At 43.0% G+C, this 25,100-nt stretch carries 28 protein-coding genes and 1 pseudogene; 15 read left to right on the top strand and 14 right to left on the bottom strand.

Annotated elements, in window-relative coordinates:
- Positions 1-47: 47 nt before the first annotated feature.
- From AC6I3O_RS00310 to AC6I3O_RS00290, 5 genes are all read right to left on the bottom strand, one after another.
- Positions 48-1,325 (bottom strand): type II secretion system F family protein, encoded by a 1,278-nt coding sequence (locus tag AC6I3O_RS00310; RefSeq protein ID WP_497849272.1) that lies wholly within the window; start codon positions 1,323-1,325, stop codon positions 48-50.
- A complete protein-coding gene (locus AC6I3O_RS00305) occupies positions 1,262-1,939 on the bottom strand; it encodes a type II secretion system F family protein (protein WP_497849271.1) in 678 nt (225 codons plus the stop codon). The genes AC6I3O_RS00310 and AC6I3O_RS00305 overlap by 64 nt, the downstream gene beginning before the upstream one ends.
- A 28-nt stretch (positions 1,940-1,967) precedes the next feature.
- Positions 1,968-3,176, bottom strand: coding sequence for a TadA family conjugal transfer-associated ATPase (locus tag AC6I3O_RS00300; protein WP_497853387.1), 1,209 nt, complete (start codon positions 3,174-3,176; stop codon positions 1,968-1,970).
- A 67-nt stretch (positions 3,177-3,243) separates the two neighbouring features.
- Complete coding sequence (locus AC6I3O_RS00295; RefSeq protein WP_497849270.1) at positions 3,244-4,158, bottom strand: P-loop NTPase family protein; 915 nt, start codon at positions 4,156-4,158, stop codon at positions 3,244-3,246.
- A 190-nt stretch (positions 4,159-4,348) separates the two neighbouring features.
- Positions 4,349-4,558, bottom strand: coding sequence for a pro-sigmaK processing inhibitor BofA family protein (locus AC6I3O_RS00290; protein ID WP_497849269.1), 210 nt, complete (start codon positions 4,556-4,558; stop codon positions 4,349-4,351).
- A 119-nt stretch (positions 4,559-4,677) separates the two neighbouring features.
- On the opposite strand from AC6I3O_RS00290, the gene AC6I3O_RS00285 reads away from it, so the two are divergent.
- From AC6I3O_RS00285 to AC6I3O_RS00275, 3 genes are all read left to right on the top strand, one after another.
- Complete coding sequence (locus AC6I3O_RS00285) at positions 4,678-4,914, top strand: YaaL family protein (RefSeq protein WP_497849268.1); 237 nt, start codon at positions 4,678-4,680, stop codon at positions 4,912-4,914.
- A gap of 96 nt (positions 4,915-5,010) precedes the next feature.
- Entirely contained in the window at positions 5,011-5,691 is a 681-nt protein-coding gene (locus AC6I3O_RS00280; protein ID WP_497849267.1) for an N-acetylmuramoyl-L-alanine amidase, read from the top strand.
- Between the two features lie 20 nt (positions 5,692-5,711).
- Positions 5,712-6,761, top strand: a complete 1,050-nt coding sequence (locus AC6I3O_RS00275; RefSeq protein WP_497849266.1) for an L-threonylcarbamoyladenylate synthase — start codon at positions 5,712-5,714, stop codon at positions 6,759-6,761.
- A gap of 112 nt (positions 6,762-6,873) precedes the next feature.
- Here AC6I3O_RS00275 and AC6I3O_RS00270 read toward each other — a convergent pair whose 3' ends face one another.
- Positions 6,874-7,134: a hypothetical protein gene (locus AC6I3O_RS00270; protein WP_497849265.1), complete on the bottom strand. Its 261-nt coding sequence runs from the start codon at positions 7,132-7,134 to the stop codon at positions 6,874-6,876.
- Between the two features lie 364 nt (positions 7,135-7,498).
- On the opposite strand from AC6I3O_RS00270, the gene AC6I3O_RS00265 reads away from it, so the two are divergent.
- Positions 7,499-7,966, top strand: a complete 468-nt coding sequence (locus tag AC6I3O_RS00265; RefSeq protein ID WP_497849264.1) for a hypothetical protein — start codon at positions 7,499-7,501, stop codon at positions 7,964-7,966.
- 84 nt (positions 7,967-8,050) lie between these two features.
- On the opposite strand, the gene AC6I3O_RS00260 is transcribed toward AC6I3O_RS00265, so the two are convergent.
- The 3 genes from AC6I3O_RS00260 to AC6I3O_RS00250 form a co-directional block, all read right to left on the bottom strand.
- Positions 8,051-8,716: an RNA polymerase sigma factor gene (locus tag AC6I3O_RS00260; protein ID WP_497849263.1), complete on the bottom strand. Its 666-nt coding sequence runs from the start codon at positions 8,714-8,716 to the stop codon at positions 8,051-8,053.
- A gap of 274 nt (positions 8,717-8,990) precedes the next feature.
- A complete protein-coding gene (locus AC6I3O_RS00255) occupies positions 8,991-11,252 on the bottom strand; it encodes a glycosyl hydrolase family 18 protein (RefSeq protein WP_497849262.1) in 2,262 nt (753 codons plus the stop codon).
- A gap of 175 nt (positions 11,253-11,427) precedes the next feature.
- Positions 11,428-11,646 (bottom strand): hypothetical protein, encoded by a 219-nt coding sequence (locus AC6I3O_RS00250; RefSeq protein WP_497849261.1) that lies wholly within the window; start codon positions 11,644-11,646, stop codon positions 11,428-11,430.
- Between the two features lie 420 nt (positions 11,647-12,066).
- Between AC6I3O_RS00250 and AC6I3O_RS00245 the strand changes: the two genes are divergently transcribed.
- Complete coding sequence (locus AC6I3O_RS00245) at positions 12,067-12,798, top strand: adaptor protein MecA (protein ID WP_497853386.1); 732 nt, start codon at positions 12,067-12,069, stop codon at positions 12,796-12,798.
- Positions 12,799-12,956: 158 nt separating this feature from the next.
- Here AC6I3O_RS00245 and AC6I3O_RS00240 read toward each other — a convergent pair whose 3' ends face one another.
- Entirely contained in the window at positions 12,957-13,175 is a 219-nt protein-coding gene (locus AC6I3O_RS00240; RefSeq protein WP_497849260.1) for a DUF1858 domain-containing protein, read from the bottom strand.
- Between the two features lie 426 nt (positions 13,176-13,601).
- Positions 13,602-14,504, bottom strand: coding sequence for a C40 family peptidase (locus AC6I3O_RS00235; RefSeq protein ID WP_497849259.1), 903 nt, complete (start codon positions 14,502-14,504; stop codon positions 13,602-13,604).
- A 271-nt stretch (positions 14,505-14,775) separates the two neighbouring features.
- On the opposite strand from AC6I3O_RS00235, the gene AC6I3O_RS00230 reads away from it, so the two are divergent.
- The 10 genes and pseudogenes from AC6I3O_RS00230 to AC6I3O_RS00185 form a co-directional block, all read left to right on the top strand.
- Entirely contained in the window at positions 14,776-15,231 is a 456-nt protein-coding gene (locus AC6I3O_RS00230) for a Fur family transcriptional regulator (protein WP_288175833.1), read from the top strand.
- A gap of 94 nt (positions 15,232-15,325) precedes the next feature.
- On the top strand, positions 15,326-15,868 hold the full coding sequence (locus AC6I3O_RS00225) for an NADH peroxidase (RefSeq protein ID WP_288175834.1): 543 nt from the start codon (positions 15,326-15,328) through the stop codon (positions 15,866-15,868).
- 204 nt (positions 15,869-16,072) lie between these two features.
- On the top strand, positions 16,073-16,855 hold the full coding sequence (locus AC6I3O_RS00220) for a tyrosine-type recombinase/integrase (RefSeq protein WP_497849258.1): 783 nt from the start codon (positions 16,073-16,075) through the stop codon (positions 16,853-16,855).
- Between the two features lie 33 nt (positions 16,856-16,888).
- Positions 16,889-17,572 carry a glycosyltransferase gene (locus AC6I3O_RS00215; RefSeq protein WP_497849257.1) on the top strand — a complete coding sequence of 228 codons (684 nt, stop codon included), beginning with the start codon at positions 16,889-16,891 and terminating at the stop codon, positions 17,570-17,572.
- 942 nt (positions 17,573-18,514) lie between these two features.
- On the top strand, positions 18,515-19,384 hold the full coding sequence (locus AC6I3O_RS00210; protein WP_497849256.1) for a hypothetical protein: 870 nt from the start codon (positions 18,515-18,517) through the stop codon (positions 19,382-19,384).
- Positions 19,385-19,390: 6 nt separating this feature from the next.
- Positions 19,391-19,579, top strand: coding sequence for a hypothetical protein (locus AC6I3O_RS00205; protein WP_497849255.1), 189 nt, complete (start codon positions 19,391-19,393; stop codon positions 19,577-19,579).
- Complete coding sequence (locus AC6I3O_RS00200; RefSeq protein ID WP_497849254.1) at positions 19,576-19,881, top strand: nucleotidyltransferase family protein; 306 nt, start codon at positions 19,576-19,578, stop codon at positions 19,879-19,881. The genes AC6I3O_RS00205 and AC6I3O_RS00200 overlap by 4 nt, the downstream gene beginning before the upstream one ends.
- Complete coding sequence (locus AC6I3O_RS00195) at positions 19,874-20,212, top strand: HepT-like ribonuclease domain-containing protein (RefSeq protein ID WP_497849253.1); 339 nt, start codon at positions 19,874-19,876, stop codon at positions 20,210-20,212. The genes AC6I3O_RS00200 and AC6I3O_RS00195 overlap by 8 nt, the downstream gene beginning before the upstream one ends.
- A gap of 73 nt (positions 20,213-20,285) precedes the next feature.
- The gene (locus AC6I3O_RS00190; protein WP_497849252.1) at positions 20,286-20,513 is read left to right on the top strand and encodes a type II toxin-antitoxin system MqsA family antitoxin; all 228 of its coding nucleotides are present in this window, start codon (positions 20,286-20,288) and stop codon (positions 20,511-20,513) included.
- 157 nt (positions 20,514-20,670) lie between these two features.
- Positions 20,671-20,793: pseudogene (locus AC6I3O_RS00185) on the top strand (NADH peroxidase); the annotation flags it as partial.
- A 196-nt stretch (positions 20,794-20,989) separates the two neighbouring features.
- Here AC6I3O_RS00185 and AC6I3O_RS00180 read toward each other — a convergent pair.
- From AC6I3O_RS00180 to AC6I3O_RS00170, 3 genes are read right to left on the bottom strand one after another with little or no spacing between them, the layout of a single operon-like run.
- The gene (locus AC6I3O_RS00180) at positions 20,990-21,352 is read right to left on the bottom strand and encodes a VOC family protein (protein WP_497849251.1); all 363 of its coding nucleotides are present in this window, start codon (positions 21,350-21,352) and stop codon (positions 20,990-20,992) included.
- Positions 21,353-21,376: 24 nt separating this feature from the next.
- Positions 21,377-22,543 carry an AI-2E family transporter gene (locus tag AC6I3O_RS00175; protein ID WP_497849250.1) on the bottom strand — a complete coding sequence of 389 codons (1,167 nt, stop codon included), beginning with the start codon at positions 22,541-22,543 and terminating at the stop codon, positions 21,377-21,379.
- 19 nt (positions 22,544-22,562) lie between these two features.
- The gene (locus AC6I3O_RS00170) at positions 22,563-25,097 is read right to left on the bottom strand and encodes a cation-translocating P-type ATPase (protein WP_497853385.1); all 2,535 of its coding nucleotides are present in this window, start codon (positions 25,095-25,097) and stop codon (positions 22,563-22,565) included.
- Between the last annotated feature and the right edge of the window lie 3 nt (positions 25,098-25,100).

Raw genomic sequence — 25,100 nt, 5'->3', positions numbered from 1 at the left:
TTACCTCTCCTGTCTACATTTATAACTTATCATCACCATTTCTCTCATCATATCTGCACAGATAAAAATGCCGGAACTATTACTATCACCAACACTATCGCCAGCATCAGAAACATCGGCAGCAACAACTTCGTCCCCGCCTCCTCCCCAAGCCGCTTTGCCCTCGCTTTCCGTTCCTCAAAAGCCTGCATGGATTCAAGCTTCAATAACTGCGACAGTCCTTTTGTCCCTTTCCTGAGATTCTGCGACAGCAAAGCGCCAAACCTTATGTACACCTGAATATCGCACCGACGCCCAAAATTCTCGTAACTCTGTGACTCCGTAACACCACTGTCCATTTCATGACAGGTATACTTCATTTCTTCATAAGCATACCGTTCTCCCCAAACCTCTTTCTGGCGTCCGTAATCCTCAGCCACCTTCCGCCATGCCCGCTTCGCCGTCATTCCTGCTCCCAAGAACAGCGTCATCTTATTCACAATCTCCGGGTAGTCCAAAAGCATCTGCCTTTTCCGAATCTCTTTTTCCTTTTCCCGGTTCTGGATTTCCAGTGCATACAACAAAACTCCCGTAAGCACCCCCATAACAACCAACACCATTCCCCGGCCGTCCATTTTCCTGTAATAAACTGCCTTCCTTCCAAGAAGTTTATCTGGCAGATGCAGACTTCGATTGGTACGGCTTTCTTCCTCACGTTTCCGTATTTCTTCTTCGATCCGTGTCCTTCCTTCCTCGTATTCATCCAAAGTTTTTGGGAATACTTTCGCCGTACACTGGTATGACGCCTGTTCTTCCTTATTTTCCCGGTAAGTAAGAATTGCATTTAAGGTGACAAGCGTCCCTTCTTCACTCAAAAAATCTGGCTGCAGCTCTCCTCTGATATTCATTACATCATAACGGTCTAATTCCCATGACACTTCCACTGGCTCATCTGGAATCTGTGTCAAAAGCTCCATATCGTATTCAACCCTGTCAAGGCTCTCATTTTCACCCAAAATCAGCCTCTCCATCCTTGGAATGATCTCCCCGAACAATTCCTTGACTTCCTCTGCCGTATACTGCTGCTCTGCAATCTCGATTTCTATCGGAATTCTTTCCGCCTCCCCCTGAACCATTACCTCCAACTCTTCCGTCCTGCTGCCACCGCCATAATTATTCCTTTCAAGGACGCCATCCGCCTCCCTGACGGACCTAAGAAAGTCAAAAGCCAGGAAAAAAATTCCCAGAACCAACAAACCTGCCGCCGCCGCACATTTTACCCTTATACTTCTATCCTTATCAGCTTTACACCAAGATAATACGCGCCTGCATAAATTCCCAGACATACTGTCATCACCCCAATACCAAATACATTCCCATACAGGCTATCCATAAATTCAGGAAAACTAATCGACATGTAGCCAATAATTGCATAAGGGATTGCCGACATCACGCGGAATTCATATTTTTTTGCTGCAAGCATTGTGTCTATTTCCCTCTTTACATCAATCTTGTCCCCAATCTGCCTCACCGTATCCTGTATAATGGCAATCATGTTCCCCCCGCTCTTCTTCGCCGCTGCAAATACGGTCACAAAATTTCGTGCATCCTCAGTCTGCACACGAGTCCCAAACTCCTCTAATATCTGCTCCATCGGCACATGTATCCTAAGCTGTCTTGTAATAACCAGCAATTCCTTTGATATCCTTGCTGTTTCCGGATAAATCAGCAAAAGCTCCTTCTGTGTCTCTCGAAACGCATTTTCCACAGAATATCCGGTATTCAACGCCGAAGACACCGCCTGAATTGCTTCTTTAAACTGTATCTGGAATTCCAGTTCCCTCCTTCCTGCACATTCCTCCTCCATGATATGGAAATGCCAGAAAAAAAGCGGAAGCAACACAAGAACCATCCAAAAGGAACGATAATACAGCCACGCCGTGGCGACCGTAATTCCCAAAGCCTTTGCCCCATTCCAAAGATGTTCTTTATACGTGATATCCTGCTGCCAGCAATTTTTCTTTATGTGTAATCTCCTGAATCTTCTTCCATTCCCCTTGTATTCTTCCTTCTTCTTCTCGAAGTTCCGTGAACTGATATAATGTCTGCAATCGAATCTCACCATCCCAATACCCTAATACCTCTGTCACTTCCAATACCTTCCTGCTCTTATCTCTCATCCTCCCCAGATGGACAATCACATCAATTCCCGACGCAATCTGTCTCTGGATTGCCGGCAGGGGCAAATCCATCCCCATCAATACCATTGTCTCCAGCCTGCTCAACATATCCTTAGGACTGTTGGCATGCCCGGTACTTAAACTTCCGTCATGCCCCGTGTTCAACGCCTGCAGCATGTCAATCGCTTCCGCCGACCGCACCTCACCAACAATGATGCGGTCAGGACGCATGCGGAGGGCTGACTTAATCAAATCCCGGATTGTCACTGCCCCTGCGCCTTCTACATTCGCATTTCTCGCCTCCAGCCTTACAAGGTTTGGCACATCCTGAATCTTCAGCTCCGCATTGTCCTCAATCGTGATAATCCTCTCTGTCTTTGGAATATACTGCGATAATGCATTCAAGAAAGTGGTCTTACCAGAGCCGGTTCCTCCACTTATGAATATGTTGTATCCGGCTGCAACGAGCCTTGCAAGAACCCCGGATACTTCACTGCTGATGGAATCCCATGAAATCAACTGCTCCATGGTGATTGCCTCTTTTGAAAATTTACGGATCGTCACGATTGGACCATCCAGCGCTATCGGTTCCAGTACAATATTCACTCTGGAGCCGTCTGCAAGCCTTGCATCCACAATCGGAGACGCCTCATTTACCAGACGGTTAGAACCCGCCGCAATCTGCTGGACTACATCCTCCAATTTATCTCTGGAGATAAAACGCCTGTCCGACCGAAAGAGCCTTCCGTCCTGCTCATAAAATATATTCTGCGTCCCGTTAATCATAATCTCCGTAATGGACTCGTCCTCCAGAAATTCCTGCAAAAGATCCAGCTTCCGGAACGCATTGAACAATTCCCTCCCTAGCGCCGTCTTCTCGGCTAACGGCAGATACTCTTCCTCCGAAGCCTCCTGAAGCACACGGTAAATCAGACGAGTCAGCTCTTCATCTTCTATCTCTCTGGTCATGTCCAATTCTTCCAGAATCCTTGTCTGGAGCTGCTCCGAGCGCATCATGGGACCTTCCTCTTCCCCATCTCTTCCCACACCTTCCATTCCCAAACAAGATACCCGCCATCACATTTCAAGAAACAGCTTCCCTCTTCACCATCTTCTTCTTCACATCATCAAATCCCAGAAGATGCAATTCCTCCTCCATCTGCAGGAGTTTTGCCTCTGCCAGCTCATCTTTCATGGTAGGCACAAGAATCTCCGTACAAATCCGAAGCAGTCCATACACATCTCTTAATCCTTCATCCAAATCCAGGATCAACACGTCATAGATGCTCTGCTCCTCTATCTGGCGTATCAGGCTGACCCACTCTTCAAGCGCAACCATCCTGATATCCTCCGACACCCGCACAGGAAGCAGATAATCCAATCCTCCCATATGCTCCACCAGCGTCGTAAGTATCACGCCTAAGTTCCGGTTCTCCTGTCTCGAATAGTACAGCGCATCTGCCAGTGTATGTCCTTCCTCGGGGAAATGTCCTCCTATCCCTCCATAAATCTCCATATTGAGATAGAGAACATTCTCCGAGCCAGCCAGTTCTTGTCCCAATTTTAACCCGTAACCTGTCTTCCCGCTTCTGTGTACCGGCGAAAAGATACCGATAATCCTTACATTCTTTGTCTTTACCGCAGGAAAATACAAATCTCCCGTCTTGTTTTCTTCACTGCATTTACGGATGATTTCCGTCAGGAGCGTCTCCCCGGACTGATATTTATACACAATCGTCTCGTCAGAATTCGTCTCTGTCTTGCCTGATTCTGCAAGTACAAACACATTTCCTGCCAAAAGCCCCTTCCGCTCATCTGCCGGATAATCCCCTCCAATCAGAAGCACGTCAATAGGGTGCTCCCGAAGGATTGCCTGTACCTGCGAAAGACCGTCGCATACCTGCACTTGAAAAGCCAGTTCCTTCTTCTTCATGAGAAATACGGCAAATGCTGCGGCATATCCTTCTTCCCTGTCACAAATTACAAAACTTCTGCTCACATAATATCCCTCCTACTCTGCCTCTTCTTCCGTCACTCTGTGAATTGCTGCCGATACGGCATCGAACACTTTGAATCTCTATCGAATCTATCAGATACAAGCTACATCTGTAACTTGTAGGATGATTATAAACCTCTTTTAATCCATTTGTCTATCCCATTTCCAGAAAAACCGAAACTTTGTGCAATCTTCACATAATTCCATAGAAAGAAATTCCATAAAGGAGCGCAACCCCAGGAGTTCCAAGGATTCCAGATGTCAAAACAGTCCACGGGTTCAGCCCCACCTGGACAGAAATCCCTTGGGCGCCAAGGAATTCATTTACAAAAAATATCATGGCGCACCCTATGATGGCGCGGACAATAAAATTTGTAAGCAGCTGCGATTTCTGTTCTGGCATATTTGTCTCCTCCTCAGGTTCATTTCCTGATACCATATATATCCACATCCGGCGTATTTTATTCTCAAAATCTGCTTATACTAGGATTGTTTGGAAATTATTTTCTAAAGAGGTGGATTATGAGATTATTTGAACGAGGAAATGCTGCAGAAGAGGATGTATACAAGCGCCTGTCCTACGACCCGCAGGCAGATACACTGATGGATGAAATCGCCAATGCGCGCCGGGAGATAGAAGAAGCTTACCTTAATTTTCAGTATGCGTCGGACCCTGACTTAATCGACTCCTACATTTACAGGGGAAATGCCGCATGGCTGCGTTACCGTTTCCTGCTGCGCCAGGCAAAAATCATATAGCTGCTTTAAAATTCCGGCATCAGAAGTGCAATTAAAAATATAAAATACTTCCTGCAGTCATATAGATAAATAGATAGACTGACAGGAGGTATTTTTTTGCGCAGAAAAGTAGAGTTCGTCTTATTAATCCTGTTACTGGCAGGGCTGATTGTGGTCAGCAGGAACCTTGGAAACTATGTATCAAGCGGAAAGATTAAAAGAGCAAAGAATACGGTAGTCATTGATGCCGGACACGGTGGTTCTGACCCAGGAAAAGTTGGAATCAATAAGGCGGAAGAAAAGGAAATTAACTTAAAAATAGCGAAAAAAGTCAAAAAAATTCTGGAAAAGAAAGGCGTAAAGGTCGTAATGACCCGGGAAGAGGACACGATGCTCTCCAAGAACGGCAACGGGAGCCAGAAGGTACAAGATATGAAAGAACGGGTAAAATTAATCAACAACACCAAACCGGAATTTGCCGTCAGCATCCATCAGAACAGTTATCACGACGAAGCAATCCATGGGGCGCAGGTATTCTACTACAAACACTCTGCAGAGGGCGAACAGCATGCCTCAATCATGCAGAAGGCATTATTATCTATTGATAAAGAAAACCGCCGCCAGGCAAAAGCAGACGATACCTATTACCTCCTTAAAAGGACGGAAGTCCCCACAATCATCGTGGAATGCGGATTTTTAAGCAACCATGAAGAAGCAGAAAAATTAGTCACAGATGAATACCAGCAGCAAGTGGCAGAGGCAATCGTGAAGGGAATTGAAGCTTGTATGAAGGAGTAGAGTGTAGTATAATATTTCCCATGAAAACGATAATTGAACGAATTGATACGGTACAACTGAATATAGATACGATAAAAAAAGCCGGAGATATCCTAAAAAGCGGAGGTCTTGTCGCATTCCCTACCGAGACTGTCTATGGGCTTGGGGCAGACGCGTTGAACGAAGACGCCGCGAAGAAAATCTATGCCGCAAAGGGCAGGCCATCCGATAATCCGTTAATTGTACATATTGCCGACATGGAGGCGCTTGGTAAGATTACGGAAACCATACCAGAGAAGGCAATAGTCGTCGCAAAGAAATACTGGCCGGGCCCTCTTACCATGATATTTCAAAAGACGAATGCCGTTCCACTTGGGACGACAGGCGGGCTTGATACTGTGGCTGTCCGGATGCCGGAACATCTGATTGCGAAAGAGATTATCCGGGCGGGCGGCGGGTATATTGCCGCGCCAAGCGCGAATACTTCCGGACGCCCAAGTCCTACTACCGCACAGCATGTAGAAGAAGACCTGACAGGGAAGATTGACATGATTGTGGATGGAGGCGCCGTCGATATCGGTGTGGAATCTACCATTCTGGACATGACCGTGGAACCGCCTATGATATTAAGACCGGGAGCCGTGACAAAAGAGATGCTGGAAGAACTGATTGGCGAGGTTGCCGTAGATAAGACCTTGATTGAACCGGACAGCAAAAAGGTTCCGAAAGCCCCGGGGATGAAGTACCGCCACTATGCACCGAAGGCTGAGCTGACCGTGCTGGAAGGAGATCTTCTTCGGGTAACCGAAGAGATTAACCGGCGGGCAGAAGAGAAGTTGAGCGAAGGGTTTAAAGTGGGAATTATCGCCACAGCGGAAACAGCGGGGAGATATTCTTCGGGGAATGTCAAGTGCATCGGCACAAGGCAGGATGAGATGACGGTGGCTGGAAATTTGTATGGAATCCTGCGGGATTTTGACAGTGACGGGACGGATTTTATCTATAGTGAATCATTTTCAACAGGTGGGATTGGAAGCGCTGTAATGAACCGTCTGCTGAAAGCTGCCGGGCATCATATAATTCATGTTTAAAAAGGGGTTGTTTCTCAACAACCCCTCTCTAAGACTAATTACCCATTCATTCTTCTTTTTGCCGCAAATCCAATGCTTCCCATAGCCGCTAATGCAAGCATAAGATACAGCATCATGGAAGCTCGTCAAGCCCAAGATATCCGAAAAACTGAAGCTGCCCATCCAACTTCTCAAGCGTAAGCTCCGGCAGCCCCAAAATCAACAGATGACGGATGAACACCTTACGGGGAATCTTATTTTTCAGATTATATTTCTCCTGTATCCATTCATACCGCTTCCTCACCCATTCAAGTTCCGGTCTTTTCTCATTCCCAAGCAAAATGCATTTTGGGGCGAGTTTTGCCACCTCATCCATTGTATATACGGCATCCATCCCATTTCCTCCCACGCAAGCAACTTCTCTCTTACTGTTTTTATTCGCTTGGGGAAGACAAAAAGGGACAAAATATTTTATATTATCATTTCTATATTGAAAACCGTAGAATAGAAAATATTTTTCTCCTCTAAATCCAGTTTAATTGTCCGACCAACTATTTTTCGATTACGTTTGTAATGATATTGTTTTGTACAAGCAGGTATGTAATGTTATTTAGCTTTACTAAATTCTGATTGACATATTTTTTTACTTATTCTAATATACTAATAGAGATACACAACTTGTTTATACTTCCATAAAATAATAAAGTTAGTACAGAAGTGGTTTTATTTTCATAATTACATTAAGGAGGATATTCTTTATGAAAAAATCTATTTCACTTTTATTAACCATTATAGTTTGCTTTTCAATGTCAATATCAGCTTTTGCCGCAGATGAAGACAATTTTGTTATTCCTAAAGATATTAAAGAAACCACCATCACTTATCAAATTGATCCTAATGATGTTGATGGTATTCAACCGTTTATATGGAATACAGAAGAGCGGGAAACAAATAAACAAACTGCTTATACTCCATTTTTTACAATTCCAGATCGGTACTTTGCATACGAAATAACGGCTACTTCCGATAATCCCTCCGGTCAATTTTCTGTAGCTCTTATAGATAAAAATTCCGTGACAATACGTAGTATTAGCGGAATAGCTGACGGCTCTTATAGGAAGTCAGATTGGATTGATGTAACTGCAGGTCAAGTATATCAATTTAAAGTAACTAATCAGACAAATAGTTATTTAAAATTTACTATTACATACTATTCTTGGAAATAGTAATTATCCACTTCTGTACAATATAAAAAAGACTGTCGATTAATTGTGATTTCCCTCCTCCCAGCGAAATTAATCCTTGTGCTATCATCCGATTTCCTCCATTTTTATATCTTTCCACATCCATGTCCACATCCCAATAGGAGGAATAACGTCAAGATAACGCAGAACTCCATATACACAAGCTGTAAGTATAAATATTAATACAAGAGCAAGCGTTAGGCTCTGTCCCAGTTTCAATACGCTCCTCTGATGGCGTTTCTTCACCGTCTCATAGGGCAAATTCAGAGAATCTGCTATCTCCCGCACAGACATCCCATCGTAATATTTCATCCTTATTATCTGCAGTTCCTGTGGTTTCAGCGATTTCATAGCTCGTTCCATATCCGCCCGCAATTCTGCCTTCTCAATCTGAGAATCACCCCCCCCCGCCAATTTTTCAATAGGAACATCATCCCGCCAGCGATTCTCCCTCTGTTCCTTTCGGTAGAGAGACACAGACCTGTTTCGCACAATTGCCGTTAAGTAAGCTGACAACGAAGATTTTTTAGGGTTAAAGCGTTTCCTCCGAAAATAAAATTCTGAAAAAGCATCATTAACACATTCTTTGATATCTTCCGGGTTCTTTATATAGAGAGAACTTACATGCCAAAGCAGCGCCGTATATTTTTCCATTAGAAGTATTATTCCCTTCTGCGAATCTCTCTCCAATATATCCAATATTCTCTCATCTTCCAGCATTTGTGCATCCATTTTTCATTTCCTACCTTAATTTTTACTATTATCTCACGGTATATACCCAAAAACATCCAGTATTTCATTCCCCTTTCGGGACAGATGGACTTTCAGTTAAAAATAACATAATCCCCTCATCTTATCAATAATGTAAATTCTAACCAACGAACGGACTTTGTCCAATAAGGTATACCAAGGGCAAGACTCAATGCTTGTCTCAAAAAAATACCTCCCGCGACCCCGATTATCCCAAACCGCAGCCGCAAGAGGTATCTTATCTCTGTATAAACTTTTAATTTACGTACTTCTGTATCAGATTCCAGACTTCCGGACTTTCCTGACCCAAGGCCCACGCAGACGTTCCTGCCAGCTTATGCTCCTTCATAAGCTTCAGCTTCTCTTCAATGGACTGCTCATCCTCCAGCCAAATCTCATAAGTCGTATTCTCCACCGTCCATGTCGCATAATTCTGCTTCAGCTCATCATTCCAGCTAATCTCCGCGCCTGCTTCATCGACCTTCGCCCTGGCAGCCGCCATGCCGAACGCCTGGCTCTCTACCTTCATCTCGTACTCTGCCGCTTCCGTACCTTGCTGCTCCGCCAGTTCCTCCGCTGTCTTCGGCGTCTCCTCCCACAATCTGGAGAAGAACGGAATCCCGTTGATTACCTTCTCAGCCGGAACTTCCTTCAATGTCTCTACAATTCCTTCCTTCACGAAATTGTAGGAAGCCACAGGTCCCGCCACAGGTGAACCTCCATAATGCTCGTCATATCCCATAATAATGACATAATCCGCAACAATTCCCTGCTCTTTACGGTTGTACTGCATATTGTATCCCTTAGGAACATAGTTATCGATCGACAGCACGATTCCATTCTGCCTGCATCTCACAGACAATTCCCGGATAAACTGGATATAGTGTTCTCCGCACTCATCAGAAATCTTCTCGAAATCTACGTTAATACCGTCAATACCGACCCTCAGCGCCTCTGACATCAACTGATTTATCAGGTTCTCTCTCTTGGAAGTATATCTAAGCAGTTCATAGGATTCCTCATAAGAATTAATCCCCCCGTCAAAATCACGGATTGTCGCCCACACTTCGATATTTGCCTGATGTGCATAATTCACGTAATCCGCCGACGCAATGGAATTCATGCCGCCATCCGTATTCTCCACATGGAACCATGTGGGAGCAATGGTAGTCAGACCCTTACTGTCTGCAATCCTTTGAAGCACAACGCTGTTCGCCTCGTCGTTGGTCACATTATGCCATGCCATGTTAATCGTATAATCCTTCTTGATACTGGTAAACTCCTGCTCCTCAAAGGCTCTTGAAACAATCTTCTTCTCTTCTTTTCTGAGCGCCTTACTCTTCACATATCCTATAAATCCATCTTTGGTCCGGACTTTCTTCCAGTCCCCCTCATCTTCCAATATCGTAACTTCGTCCTTCTTCTTAATCTGCGTCAAAATCGGGCTCTTCACACCGCCCTGATAACGCACCTGAGTATTCTTCTTCACTGCTGCAACAGTCATCTCTCCCCAATCGCTGACAATCATCAAACGGTTCGGATCATTGTACAATTCATAATCGATATTCGTATACTGTTGGACAAAATCCAACGCAATATAAGCTGTGCTTCCCTCTGTTTTCAGAATGACGTAATCTTCGCTCTTCTTTTCCTTGGATACATTATAGTCCTTGCTCCCTACTTCCACAGTGACCATATCCTTAGGAAGGGTATATAGGAGGACATTCTCGTTGGAATCCCAGTAGAATCTGCTGTTGATATAATCCCTTACAATCTCATACTGGACATAAGCCTTGCCGTCCGCAATCATTCCATGAGGCTCGACAACCTGATTGTCCACCGTAATCGCTAACTGTCCTTCGTTCTCAATCCCATAATATTTATTCAAATCATATTCTTCCTTTGAAGGACTATATTTTTTCCATAAAAATGCTGCTGTAACGATTGCGGCCACGAATATACCCAGGGCGGCAACCTTAATTCCAAGATTCCGCTTTCTTCGCCTCCTGGACTGCTGCTTTCTCATCGCAGGCCTTCCATTCCCCGGTCTTCTGGGCTGCTGTCTCCGGATGCCTGGACCATCCTGCCTCTGCCTTCCGGTTGGCTGTTCATCCTGCCTCTGCCTTCCCGCAGACGGCTCGTCCGGTTTCTGCTTTCCGAATGGCTGGTCCGACCTCCTCTGCCTTCCGACAGAATGTTCGTCCTGCCTATGCCTCCCAAATTGCTGGCTCTCCGCCTTCTGCTTTCCCACGGACTGTTCATCCTGCCTCTGCCTTCCGAACGGCTGATTCGACCTTCTCTGCCTCCCGAAGGACTTCTCATCCTGTCTGCCCGCCGGCTGTCTGTAAAATTCCTGTCCCCGGCTCCTTACCGGCTCCTGTCCTTCAACTTTCTGTCTCCCTGCCTGATCTTCTGCTGAAATACGGCTTCCTGTGCCATCTATATTCTTAGGCCTTAATACGCCTGTATTCCCTCTGCGGTCTGAAGTTGTGCGGCTTCTCCTGCCTTTTTGCTCCATGCTGCACCTCCTACTCGACCTTATTATAGCAAAACCCTCGGCGCACGTCATTACTTATTTCGACATTTTCTTGTTTTTTACGGGGTATTCGCAAATTTCTCATTATCAGTTACTTCTAATCCAGGTAAAACACAACCCTTTTGATATCGCTTTTTCATTCCGTACACATTCTCCATTATCGGTTACTCTTAATTCTGGTAAACCACAGCTCTTTGACATCGCCATTTTCATTCAGTACATAATCTCTCATATAAGCAGGCTCCTCGCGCACTACATGCGCCTGAACAATCTGCATGGGACTCGCCGGTATCCCGTCAATCCTCAGGTCTACCCGGTTTTTCTCATATCCTGTCAATTCTTTGAACATCTTCTGTAAATCAACTTCATCCCCCACGTCTTACCTCCTTATATATGCCGGCTGATAACTACGGCTGAGATTGCATATAATGATAAAAGGAGATGCCGTGATACAATTTCCTTTATACGCCACAGCTCAATATGATATAGAAGATAGTCCCGGCATTCTGATACAATGTTAATAGTTCATGTGAAAATTGCCCGAAACGGCTGTTTTCAGATTCTTCTCTGATCTGTCTCTGATAGATTCATAGATTCGTTGTATGTGAAATAAATTTAATTTAAGAAATTCTCCCTCCTCTGTTCTAAGAACGTAGTCATCAGGGAAAACTATCTTCTAATATTGTATATTATAATCGATAAAAACTCTTTACGCAAGCACTTTTTTAGTTTATACTTATTTTATTGAACATTCAAGGTTTTCTATGCTATACTACATTAGAAGGAAGTGATGAATATGAAGATTGAAAAATTAAACGACAATCAGATCCGCTGCACCTTGACTCGTGCAGATCTTGCTGCCCGCCATCTTCAATTAAGCGAACTGGCCTATGGAACCGAGAAAGCTAAGTCACTTTTCCGCGATATGATGCAACAAGCCGCTTTCGAGTTTGGTTTTGAAGCTGAAGACCTGCCTCTGATGATTGAGGCGATTCCTGCTTCTGCCGACTCCATCGTGTTGGTAATTACCAAGGTCGAAGACCCCGAAGAGCTGGATACCCGCTTTTCTAAGTTCGCACCGTCACCCGGAAGCGAATGGGATGCTTCGAGGAAGGAAGTCCTTAATAAATTAGAAGGGGCTGATACATTACTGGAATTACTCGATAAGGTGAAAGAAAAGTTCGGTAATTCCGTTGTACCGGACGGAAAAGAAGAAGCGCCTGCACAGCCGCCTAAGGATGTTCTGCGCCTGTTCTCGTTCCCAACGATGAACAGCGTTCTGAAAGCAGTACATTTGCTCAGTTCCATTTACTCTGGTTCCAATACATTATATAAAGATCCGGAAGAAGATGTTTATATTCTGGCTATGACACAGTCAGACCATTCGATTAACGATTTTAACCGTATCTGCAATATGTTATCAGAATATGGTTCAATGGAAGTATCATCAGGAGCTACTCTGGCATTTTTGGAGGAGCATTGTGATATGGTTGTTTCAGACGCAGTCCGGACGCTTGCAGCAGTCTGATTACCTGCGCCAGCAGTCACCGGCAGTATTTTGCCATGAAGAAGGGACTGCCAAAGTACAGATTCGTCAATCTATACTTTGGCAGTCCCTTCTATATTAATTAAGATATACCCATTAAGATATACACATCCGGGCATCCCGCAATAATTGCAGGCATACTAACCTGCCGCCTGAATCGTCGCATTGAGTTTTTCAACTAATAAATCCGGATCTATCCCATGTCCCATTGCTCCTTCTTCGATGGATTCCATCTGGGAGTGCGGACATCCGATACAGCCCATTCCTGCTTCCATCAGAACTTCCACAATCTTCGGACACTTCTCATAATACTGCTCAAGAAGCTGACCAAAAGTCATGTCTTTAGAAACCTGTGCCATTCCTAACGCCTCCTTTTCTCTTCAGTATTTCCATTATAATCGTTTTTTATCATTGTGTAAACATTTTCGGATAATTTCTTGCTTAAATTTGACTTCTCGAATGTCAACCCATTTTTCCATTTTTTTCGACAAATCTCTATTTTTATCATAACTTCACAAAACACTCGTTCTTTTCATTCCTCTTAGTAATCCCCAAAATCCACCGCAATTAATGTGGAAAATGTGGATAAAATAAAAGAAACCGTGGTTTTTCCACCTTTTTTGGCTGTTTCATTGTGGAAAACTTGGAAAAACGAAATTTCCATTTTTTTACATAATTTTACATTTTTGAACAAATTGCATAGTCCGCCTTCTAAGATTCGACAAGATAAAAAGCCCAGGATCTTTTTCCCGGACTTTCTTCTTGATTGAAATAATCTGTATATTTTAGATTAGTCTTCTTACTGTTACAATACTCGTGTAAGTGGCAGGCAATATCCCAATCCCTTGCGCGCTGTTGATTGCATTTACAATCTGTCCATTTCCCATATAAATCCCTACATGGCCGCTGTAGAGAATAATGTCGCCCGGAATCGCCTCTTCATAGCTGACCGGCGTTCCAACGCTGACAAGATCCCGCGTCGTCCGCGGAAGGCTGATTCCAAAATGCGCAAACACTGACTGAACAAATCCTGAACAATCCGCTCCGTTCGTAAGGCTTGTCCCGCCCCACACATAAGGATTGCCAATGAACTGGCATGCAAAATCCACGATAGCCTGTCCGGTTCCGCCTTTCGCCGCTGCTTCCTCCTGCGCCCTTAATGCAGCTTCTTCGGCTTCCCTTGCAAGCCTTGCTTCCTCTTCTTCCTTAGATTCTGCATAAGTAAATGCATCCGTCGGGTTTTCGGCTTCTGAACTTTGTACCATCTCCTGTGCCTTCTGCTCTGCACTGTTCCCGACTATAATATATTCGGAACACACATAGCCGGTCACACTGCCGGATTCAATCCTTGTCCATTCTCCCACAGGTCCAAGAATCTTTGCGGCATAATCGGGATACAACTTGCCTACCCACTCACTTTCTCTTGTCGGTTCGCTTCTTATATAAAGAAACGTGTCGACATTGGCAAACGCCATATCTAAATACTCACCCTTCTCTGTCGGCACCAGATAATCTTCTACTTCAATCTCTTTATCAGATGAGTAGCAGCTATTCAGTACCTCTTCAATCCCCATCTGCGGCATCACGTCATCGGTTGCTGTATCTGAAGCATACGCCGTAGCTGGAAATGCTGTTATAGCTCCTGCTGTAGTAACTAGGAACAATCCTTTTTTCAGAATAGAATCCATAAACTCCCTCCTTTATGTTTTCTTATCTTTCGTAAATATTACAGAATTGTTACATATGTTACGTTATTATTATATCATCCATATTCCCAGTGTCAACCCAGTTTATTCAAAATTCATCCGCCATATTCCGCGTAAATTTTGGATATACTTACATTATATTCCAAATCAATTATTACGAATTGTTACATTTTTAAATTATTCGTTGACAAATGCCATACGCTGAATTATACTACTTTCAATAACCATTATTATTATCGAAAGGAGCATACAGATGGCAAATATGAAATACAGCAGACAACGTGCCGCAATCAAAGATTATTTGGAACACACTCTGGAACATCCTACTGCAGATACTGTCTATATGCAGGTTCGGAAAGAGTTTCCGAATATCAGTCTTGGCACCGTATACCGTAATCTGAACCTTCTTGCAGATATGGGCGAGGCCATCAAGATTTCTACTCCTGACGGAGGGGATCGCTTCGATGGACGGGTTGACCCTCACTACCATGTATTATGCCGTTCCTGCGGCAAGGTCTACGACCTTTCCCTTGAAGAACAGCATACCCAGTCCATCACAGAGTTTGCCAATCAGCATTTTGAAGGAACAATCGATTCCCACACGACTTTGTTCTATGGAGTCTGTAAGGAATGTGAGAATCAACTGAATCAATCTCAGGAAGACGAATCCAATAAAGTTGACACTGATGAGGATAATTTTAATAATTAGTGATTGACATTTTTCAATATCTATGTTAGTTTAATATTAGTAATTGTTACTGATATTAAAAATATATTTATAATATGAAAAGGAGAGATTTGCTATGAAAAAATTTGTTTGTACAGTATGTGGTTATGTTCATGAAGGAGATTCTGCACCGGAGAAATGTCCACAGTGCGGCGTTGGAGCTGACAAGTTCAAGGAGCAGGCTGGCGAGAAGACATGGGCTGCTGAGCACGTTGTAGGCGTAGCTAAGGGCGTTAGCGAGGACATCGTTGCTGATTTAAGAGCGAACTTTGAAGGCGAGTGTACAGAGGTTGGTATGTATCTTGCTATGGCGAGAGTTGCACACAGAGAAGGATATCCGGAGATTGGTTTATACTGGGAGAAGGCAGCTTACGAAGAGGCTGAGCATGCTGCTAAGTTCGCAGAGTTACTTGGAGAAGTTGTTACAGACAGCACCAAGAAGAACCTTGAGATGAGAGTTGACGCTGAGAACGGCGCAACGGCTGGTAAATTCGATCTGGCTAAGAGAGCTAAGGCTGCGAACCTGGATGCGATCCACGATACCGTGCATGAGATGGCAAGGGATGAGGCAAGACACGGAAAAGCATTCGAGGGACTTCTTAAGAGATACTTCGGCTAAGATGCAAATCGCGTAATATAAGGCTTTTTAAGAGGATGGACAGGTTGTTGTCTGTCCTCTTTTTTGCTTTAAAACAAGGGATTCCCATACCAAAAGTGGTAAAAAAGTGGATACCCTTCTTCTTATTTCACTTCTACAATTTCCATAAAGTGGATACCCTAAATCCTACCTTATTTCCCCCATTCATTAAAGGAGGAAATTAACATGAGCAACAAGAAAGACAGCGGTGTTTATCAATTGGATAATGGTTATTGGGCTTACCGCTTCAAAATCAACATTGACGGTACAACAAAAGAAAAACGCCGCCGAACAGATGAATTTGGTAATCCATTCAAAACAAAGACTTCTGCCGTAAAAGCACGTCAGCAAGCAATTGTGAATGAAAAAGTTAGTGCCGCCGCTCCACAAGTAAAACGACCAAGAAAAAAGGTCAGTGAGGTCTATGATGAATATTGTGAGTTTGGGAGAGCAGGAAAGACGTATGCTACTATCGTTAAACAAGACAGCCTATGGAATAACCATATCAAATCTAAGTTCGGTAAACGTTATGTAGATGATATTTCTGTCGCTGAAATCAATGATTATCTTGCAGAACTGTATTACACCGAAAACAGGGCATACAGCTATACAGAATCATTTCTGAAAATATTTTATCTTATCTTCGGTCAGGCTTATTCTCGTAATTATCTAAATGCAGAGCAGTACGACAAACTCTGTAAGAATAAGGACACCAAAATCCATATGCCAAAAATGAAGATTGATGAGGATACAGTGCCCTATGTAGCGGTAGGACTTACAGCAATGGCGCATAATCTAAAGGACGCAGACATTGATTTCTTTTTTCTCCACAGCCATGTCAGTCGGAATAACATAGAAATGTTAGAAGCTCTATGTGAGGAACTGGAGAATTGTAAGATTCATTTTCGTGAGATTTTAGTGCCACATGCAGAGGTCTATTCAGAATTGGCTGAATATGGAACTGGATAGACTGGCGAAGCATATTATTCTTTATGCTCTCATTTGCTTCTGCCTGATGAAATTGACAGGGTTTTATATCTTGACGCAGGTGACACTCTGATAGTCGGTGACATCGCTCCATATTATCATTATGATTTTCAAGGAAAAAGCCTTGTGGCGACGGGTTCAAGGTATAAGCCATATAATGGAAATCTGGAACTATTTAGTGCGGATGACTTAGGGGATTGGAAAGAAGGACTTCCTGGAATCCTGAGAGGAATTTTTAATTCAGGTTCATACATGATGAATTTGGACAAGATGAGGAAAGATGAAAGAACGTTAGCGGATTATCAATATTTATCTCTAAAGCTCCGAGAACTCTTTGGAGATGATAACCATAATATCTATTGGGGAGACCAAGGACTTCTATCTGCAACATTTGTAGGTGATGTACGATATTATGGTTTTCCTGAAATACGGAATTTATGGTATATGCCTTATAATTTCTGTCTTTGGTATTATGACAGAATGAATGAAAAACCTAATTATTCTCCTGCAATTCTTCACTTCGCAGGAACAGCCTTTAAACCATGGAACGGTACATATCCCATTTTTACAGAAAGGTTCCAGAAAAAAGAACAATTACATTCCATGAATGAATTAAAAAATGGACAAGCAGGATATTTTTATTTATGGCATGAATACGCCATCATGGCAAACACCATTTTGGATAAAATAGAATTTTAAGATTACAAGCGGGTAGCGGCTAAGTATCTACTTAATAAGTATAATAAAATTAGTAATGAAATAAAAATGTAATATAACCCTACAAGGGGTACGTTTTAGCGGCGTACCTCTTTTCATTTGTAAGCTATTGTAAGTTATTTGTAGTAGCTCTTATCAATTGGCTGAACCCTCAGCCGATTCCTAATTTAAAATAACATTCGGATAAAGCAGTCCATGATTCATAGCACTATTTTATAGCACATAACAGTTTTTAACATATTTTAAAGTGACTTACTCCTGCTATTTTGCCTGTTACCGTACAATCGTTATTAGCGGCGTTATTTTCCATAGTAGTTCGGATGTCTGTTTAATCGACATCTGAATTTGAGCAGTATCCAGATACAACCGACATAAAAAGTCTCATTGTTCTTGTTCCCATTTCATGCCAGATAGAGTAGATTCCAGATTACAACAGTCTGCAATGCTTTTAAAAGATATACATCTACAACACCTATACATGTAAGACATAGCATAGTAAATCTGGCACAATAAGTCTTAGCAGGCAGGATATACTATAGATATGCCGTTAGGCAGTAGAGCAGGGGTGTAGAGGGGGTGCATGTCCTGAAAGCCTTGTAAATACTGGGTTTACTGGTCGTTAGACCACTAAAGATACGGTTGGTTTCAATAGACATCTAGTCAGAATAATACGTGCTTTATTTAATCATATGTGATATGATTATACTATACTCTTACGGAGGAAAAGAAAATGGTGCATACATTTGAATTATCAAAAATGATTTCAAGAGACACATTTGATGAAATCATTCGTTTAACAGGAAGGAAAAGTTAAACGAACAATGGCTTGAATTAAATTCTTTTAAAGCCGCTAGGATTGATTTTACATTTGACCTTCATACAATGAATCAACAGTATTTAAAGCTTATTGATTAAGGCTACAGCTTGCGGACAGGTTCTTTTGAACGTAACTATTATGACAATGATGAACCTGATTTATCAGAGAACAACATAACAATTTCTGATGAAGAACCAGATATGCCAGATATCGAGAATTTCTTAGCGGAAATACCTAATGATGAATCATCAAATGATTCTGACAGCAAAGCCAACACAAATACTTATAACGCTGATTTAAGTTATATTTATTATAAGGGTAAGAGCTTAAATATCAATATTTACCATAAGCAAACGGAATTAGAAAAAAGACAGCTTGAATGTGACCCTGATACAGATTATAATTTTCTTAGAATCGAAGTACAAGTCAAAAAAAGCAAACTCAATACGCTTGTTAGTAAAGTTGGTTTAAAAGGCAGAGAATTACAATATCTGGTGACACCAGAGATTGAACGCTATGTATTGGAGTATTATGTCAGCAAGCTAACAGGCAAAGGCATTTATGTAACATATGACCGTGCAATGAACATAATAGATAACAGCGGCTATACCAAAAGTAAAAAAGCGCGATTAAAAAAAGTTATTGAAGCAGTTGTAAAAAAACATGGGATAGCAAAAGTGTTAGAGCAAGTTGAAAATGGTAACATAACAGATTTAGGAACTCCGCAAACTGTCAAAAGGTATTTAAAAGAGATAGAAAAGCTCGGCATTAATCCAGTAACCATTTCTGCCCGAATGAATGTACCAAAGCAGACAATAAAGAACCAGAGCGGCGGCAAGGATATATCAGAGAAAATATTATTTAATCTTGTGGACATCTTATCTGCCTACGGCGACCAGATGGAAGATTATCAAAACCATGGTGTACCGATAACGGATGAAGTATTAGAGCAAATAGACAAGCTATATCAATCATAGAATATTATGAAACAGATTAAAACAGTTACCTTGGATAGAAACAAAAAACCAACAGAGGAACAAATCAAACAGATAGAAGAAGCGACAAAGAGAGAAATCGTATTTGATGAAGATTCTCCCGAACTTACGCCTGCAATGGAAAAAGCATTCCGATTAGCGGCAAAAAACCGTAACACACAGGAGGTGCGTTTATGAAAGGTGTAGATACAATCTATACGATAGAACAAATAAAAGATATTTTATCTCCAATATTCCAAAACTATAACGTCCAGAGGGCTATCTTATTTGGTTCTTATGCAAAGGGCACACCGCAAGAAAAAAGCGATATTGATATATTGGTGGACAGCGGACTTCATGGCCTTGCTTTTTACGGCCTTTTGGAAGATGTGGTCACTTTTCTGGAAAAACCCGTTGATTTGATTGACCGCTCCGAAGTCGTTCCAGATTCCGAGATAGATAATGAGATTAAAAAGAATGGAGTGCTTATTTATGGATAATAAAGACAAACAGGTTTTGACCAAGATACACAAACATATAACAGCAATCATTTCTTATTGTGGATGCTGTACAGATTTTGAAGATTTCCAAAAAGATGATATGCGTGTTGAAGCTTGTGTATTTAATCTGATGCAGATTGGCGAACTGGCAAAGACTTCCCTTAGTGATGATATAAAAAAACAGCTTCCATCAATCCCATGGAAACAGATATATGGAATGCGGAACCGTATTGTCCATGGCTATGATGGTATCAAATTAAAAATCGTATGGGATACCATAACAGATGATTTACCAAAACTACAAAAAGAGCTAGAAAGTATTTTATGGTGAAATATAGAAGAAGCGGCAAAAAAACGTAACACACAGAGAAATATGAGTGTTTCGTAAACATGAGGATAGATAAATGTGTATGTATTGTAAGAGTAATGATTTAACAGAATCTATAACAATCCATGCTGTAGATTGCAATGGCTGTCTAATCATTATTAAAAATGTCCCCTGTGAAGAATGCGAGCAGTGCGGCGCAAAGTATTATTCAGATGAAACCGCACGCCAATTAGAAAAATTAGTAAATACAGCCAAACAGCTCATGCAGGAGATTTCAGTAATCAATTATACGAAAGTTGCATAGCTTGATGATTAAGAGGTGCTTCGGTATCTCTTTTTCTATATAAATATCAAAAGTGGAAATAAGGTGGATACTCATATTTAGTAGAGCTAGTGAAAAAGTCAAAAAGTGGATACACATATCTCTTTAACAGACCCTCGGAAGCCTTGCCATGTCTGCCGTTGCTAAGAGAGCGAAGGCTGCGAACCTGGATGCAATTCACGATACCGTTCACGAGATGGCTAGAGATGAGGCAAGACATGGAAAAGCGTTTGAGGGTCTGTTGAAGAGATACTTCGGCTAAGAAGAAACTTGCGTAATATAAGGGTTTTTAAGAGGAATGGGTGGACAAGCACTCATTCCTCTTTTTTGGTGGGTTTACACCTTTTTTACACCCTCATATGTCATGATTGTGGCATGTAAAATAGCAAAAGTGGAAACATATCATTAAATCCATACTTTTTCAAATTCAGTTGGTTCTCATAATTTAAACGGCCGCATTACATAGGCGTTCCTACCTCAATCAAATTACCGTCTAAATCATAAAACCGTATCACCTTCTGTCCCCAGCTATGGGTCATAAGCCCATTGACGTATTGAACTCCGGGATATAGTTTTTCCATTTTCTCAATAAATGCTTCTATATCTTGTTCTTCAAAATACAGTTCGCAAGAATTGTTTTTTGGAATAATATCTCGTCCCAAAAACTTTCTCCATATTTTTTCATCTTGGAGCACAAGACCTTCCGTTAAAATCATATTGCCATCATTGTCAAGTATCATATCAAGACCGAACAAGTCGTGATAAAATTGTTTCGATTTTTCAATATCTTTCACAACAATCAAAATATTCTTTAATTTCATCGTCAGTATCCCTCCAAATCCTGATTAAATCTTCTCTACTTCCTCCGGCGTAATCTCTCTCTGCTTCAATTTTAAGTACACAACCTCCCTAAACAATGCATATACCACAGACACAATCGGTATAAATATCAACATCCCGACAACCCCCATGAGGCTTCCACCGACACTGACTGCTGCCAGCACCCAGATAGAAGGAAGCCCCACAGAATTCCCCACCACATGGGGATAAATCAGGTTTCCCTCAACCTGCTGCAGCACCAGAAACAGCACGACAAAAATCATCGCCTTAACCGGGTCTTCAATAAATATCATGAACACCCCGACTCCACATCCCACGAACGCCCCAAAAATCGGAATCAATGCAGTAAATGCAATCAAAATCCCAATCAGCAGCGCATACGGAAGCCTAAGCACAGCCATAGACACAACAAACATACTGCCCAAAATCACAGCCTCCACACACTGCCCCGTCAGGAAACTAGAGAATGTATTATAAGTCAACGACAGCACTTCCATAGCCGCCTCACCGCGCCCTCTCCTTACAAATGCAAACAGCACCTTCTTTGCCTGCAAACCCAATTTTTCTTTTTGGAGCAGGATATAAATCGCAAATACAAATGCAATAAAGAAAGTGGTTAGACCGCTTACAATACTCTTCGCCGCCGTAATCGTCGAATCCAGCACACTGCCGGCGCCGCTTTTGAAGAAATTAATCCCTGTCTCCATAACCTTATTCCAGTCAAACTCCAGACTGTCCACCCATTCCATAATCTCCTGGTTATTATGGAAGATATCCTCCGCCCACTCCTGCACCTTAGGGATAAACTCCTGAATACTTGCGCCCAGATTGGCAAATGTAGTCCCAAGCTGCGGAATCAGCACGAACATCACAATCCCGACAATGCCTATCACGCCAAAGATGACAATCAACATACTGACCGGGCGCGCCAGCTTCTGCATCCGTTTTTTTCCCTTCATCTTATTCTCATTAAAAAGATTCCTCTGCACAAAATTCATCGGCACATTCAGAACAAACGCAATCGCGCCTCCTAAGACAAACGGCAAAATAATGTGAAACACAAAAGCCAATGCCCTGACTACCACATCATATTTCCACAGACACGCCGTAACCAGCGCCGTAAATACAATCAATCCCCTTATCTTCCTGACCGTCTCGTTACTTAATTCCATATAAACCTCCTACCCTTATCTAGTGTATTTTCATCCACTTCACCGCTTGTATCACAGGCAGGTTCAAAAACGCCAGCCCATACACCGTCAATAGCTGCCCCAATCCCAACGTGACCACCTTAAATATCCCTTGCAGCCCCGGAATTATCAACACGCCCGTTATCAGTACAACGCCAATTAAAAATGCACCGATTAAATAAATATTATTACATAATGCCGCAGAAAATACAACCGGCCTTGGTGATTTACAGTTGAATCCATGCACAAGACGGCTTGCACAAAGCGTCCCAAATGCCATCGTACTGGCAGCCGCAGCGCCGCCGCTTTGATACCCTATCAAAAATGCAATCCCCGTCGTCACCCCAATACACAACCCTTCCGTCCCGATGCCAAACAGATAGTCCTTCGTCAGAATAGACTCTTTTACATCTCTTGGCTTCTGCCTCATGACCTCTGCCCTGTGTGGTTCAAGCCCCAGCGCAATAGCAGGAAGGCTGTCTGTCAGAAGATTAATGAACAACAGATGCACTGGCTCGAACGGCACAGGAAGCCCGGCTATTGACGCAAACAATACCACCAGAATCGCTGCAAAATTACCAGAGAGCAAAAACTGGATTGAATTCTTAATATTCTGATAGATGTTCCTCCCATTTTCCACTGCTTTAATAATCGTAGCAAAATTATCGTCCGTCAGAACCATGGAAGCTGCATCCTTAGACACCTCACTCCCCGTAATTCCCATAGCGACGCCAATATCCGCCTGTTTCAGAGCCGGCGCGTCATTCACACCGTCGCCGGTCATAGCCACAATATTTCCCTTCTTCTGCCATGCGCGGACTATCCGAATCTTATGTTCCGGAGAAACCCTGGCGTACACAGAAATCCCCTCCACAAAATCCTGAAGTTCTTCATCCGTCATATTTTCAATCACAGCGCCCTCACAGGCTTCCGACTCATCCTCCAAAATCCCAATCCGCTTCGCAATAGCCGCCGCCGTAATCTTATGGTCGCCCGTAATCATCACCGGTTTAATCCCCGCTTGGATACATCTGCTCACTGCCTCCTTTGATTCCTCTCTGGGCGGGTCCATCATAGCAACCAATCCTAAGAAAGTCAGTCCCTCCTCATCATCCAAAGACAACTCCCGCTCCTCTTGTATTTCCTTATAGGCAAATGCAAGCACCCGCAACCCGTTCTGGGAAAATTCTAAATTCTGCGCCTCAATCCTCTCTCTGTCCTCCTCGGTAAATTTTCTCCTTGCACCGTCCCAGACAAAGTCCATACGATTGAGCAGTACATCCACCGCTCCCTTTACAATCATCACTCTCTGACCATCCATACAGTGCTCCGTAGACATCCGTTTCCTGTCACTGTCAAAAGGAATCTCCGACACTCTCGGATACCGCTTCCGCACATCCACCGCGCTCACGCCAAGCCGTTTTCCAAGATTAACCAAAGCCGTTTCTGTCGGGTCGCCGATTTCCTGCCCGTCCGTATTGGACGAATCATTACAAAGGATACTGCACAAAAGCAGTAACTCCTGCCCCTGCCTCTTCATATCAATTTCTCCCGCGGAAATCTTCTCACCTTCCACATAATACTCTTCCACGGTCATCCGATTCTGGGTCAGAGTCCCCGTCTTATCCGAGCAAATGACCGACACGCTGCCAAGCCCCTCCACAGCCTGTAATTTTCTTATGATAGCATGCTCCTTCGCCATTTTCTGCGTACCAAACGACAATACAATCGTGACGATTGAACTTAACGCCTCAGGAATCGCCGCAACTGCAAGCGCGACCGCAAACAAAAATGCATCCACCACAGAACCGCCCCGCAAGATGCTCATTACAAAAAGTATCCCGCAGAACACCAATATAATAACCGACAATTTCTTTCCGAATTCATCTAAGCTTACCTGCAAAGGCGTCCGTTTTTCCGAAGCCGTATTCAAAAGCCCTGCAATCTTTCCAACCTCCGTCTTCATGCCGATATCCGTCACTTCATAAGTTCCTCTGCCGTAAGTGACAAAACTTCCGGAAAATACCTTGTTTGTCTGATCTCCAAGCGCCGCCCCGCAAGGAGGATCATCAAGAGATTTTTCCACGGCAAGGCTCTCGCCGGTCAGCGTACTCTCATCCACCTCTAAACTAGCACAAGTCAGTAACCGGCCATCGGCAGGGATACAGTCTCCCGCCTCGATTATGACCTCGTCACCCACCGTAACCTCCCGGGAAGGAATCTGTCTGAGCACACCGTCCCTCATTACCTTGGCCGCAGGCGCAGACAACTTCCTCAATCCGTCTAAAGACTGCTCTGCCTTCACTGTCTGTACCGTTCCCAGAACGGCATTCATGGTAATCACGACAAGAATGACAATCGCGCTTTCAGCATCTCCCAAAAATCCCGAAACAAAAGCCGCGGCCATTAAAATGACAACAAGAAAATCCTTGAACTGCTCCAGAAATATCCGGAACGTACTCTTTTTCTTCCCTGCTGTCAGTTCATTTAACCCAAATTTCTCCTGATTTCTTCTCGCCTGTTCATTCGTCAGCATAAA

Source organism: Sporofaciens sp. St.21A7 (assembly GCF_059728535.1).
The sequence above is the reverse complement of the archived record's forward strand: the minus strand, read 5'-3'. Positions and strand labels throughout refer to the sequence as shown.

Coding starts and splice junctions, on each gene's coding strand:
- AC6I3O_RS00180 (WP_497849251.1), bottom strand. CDS start 21,352: ATGAAATTAAAGAATATTTTGATTGTTGTGAAAGATATTGAAAAATCG.
- AC6I3O_RS00230 (WP_288175833.1), top strand. CDS start 14,776: ATGGCAAATATGAAATACAGCAGACAACGTGCCGCAATCAAAGATTAT.
- AC6I3O_RS00170 (WP_497853385.1), bottom strand. CDS start 25,097: ATGCTGACGAATGAACAGGCGAGAAGAAATCAGGAGAAATTTGGGTTA.
- AC6I3O_RS00195 (WP_497849253.1), top strand. CDS start 19,874: ATGGATAATAAAGACAAACAGGTTTTGACCAAGATACACAAACATATA.
- AC6I3O_RS00225 (WP_288175834.1), top strand. CDS start 15,326: ATGAAAAAATTTGTTTGTACAGTATGTGGTTATGTTCATGAAGGAGAT.
- AC6I3O_RS00300 (WP_497853387.1), bottom strand. CDS start 3,176: ATGATGCGCTCGGAGCAGCTCCAGACAAGGATTCTGGAAGAATTGGAC.
- AC6I3O_RS00285 (WP_497849268.1), top strand. CDS start 4,678: ATGAGATTATTTGAACGAGGAAATGCTGCAGAAGAGGATGTATACAAG.
- AC6I3O_RS00265 (WP_497849264.1), top strand. CDS start 7,499: ATGAAAAAATCTATTTCACTTTTATTAACCATTATAGTTTGCTTTTCA.
- AC6I3O_RS00175 (WP_497849250.1), bottom strand. CDS start 22,543: ATGGAATTAAGTAACGAGACGGTCAGGAAGATAAGGGGATTGATTGTA.
- AC6I3O_RS00240 (WP_497849260.1), bottom strand. CDS start 13,175: ATGGCACAGGTTTCTAAAGACATGACTTTTGGTCAGCTTCTTGAGCAG.
- AC6I3O_RS00205 (WP_497849255.1), top strand. CDS start 19,391: ATGAAACAGATTAAAACAGTTACCTTGGATAGAAACAAAAAACCAACA.
- AC6I3O_RS00260 (WP_497849263.1), bottom strand. CDS start 8,716: ATGGATGCACAAATGCTGGAAGATGAGAGAATATTGGATATATTGGAG.
- AC6I3O_RS00310 (WP_497849272.1), bottom strand. CDS start 1,325: ATGTCTGGGAATTTATGCAGGCGCGTATTATCTTGGTGTAAAGCTGAT.
- AC6I3O_RS00190 (WP_497849252.1), top strand. CDS start 20,286: ATGTGTATGTATTGTAAGAGTAATGATTTAACAGAATCTATAACAATC.
- AC6I3O_RS00245 (WP_497853386.1), top strand. CDS start 12,067: ATGAAGATTGAAAAATTAAACGACAATCAGATCCGCTGCACCTTGACT.
- AC6I3O_RS00290 (WP_497849269.1), bottom strand. CDS start 4,558: ATGCCAGAACAGAAATCGCAGCTGCTTACAAATTTTATTGTCCGCGCC.
- AC6I3O_RS00235 (WP_497849259.1), bottom strand. CDS start 14,504: ATGGATTCTATTCTGAAAAAAGGATTGTTCCTAGTTACTACAGCAGGA.
- AC6I3O_RS00275 (WP_497849266.1), top strand. CDS start 5,712: ATGAAAACGATAATTGAACGAATTGATACGGTACAACTGAATATAGAT.
- AC6I3O_RS00255 (WP_497849262.1), bottom strand. CDS start 11,252: ATGGAGCAAAAAGGCAGGAGAAGCCGCACAACTTCAGACCGCAGAGGG.
- AC6I3O_RS00270 (WP_497849265.1), bottom strand. CDS start 7,134: ATGGATGCCGTATATACAATGGATGAGGTGGCAAAACTCGCCCCAAAA.
- AC6I3O_RS00200 (WP_497849254.1), top strand. CDS start 19,576: ATGAAAGGTGTAGATACAATCTATACGATAGAACAAATAAAAGATATT.
- AC6I3O_RS00220 (WP_497849258.1), top strand. CDS start 16,073: ATGAGCAACAAGAAAGACAGCGGTGTTTATCAATTGGATAATGGTTAT.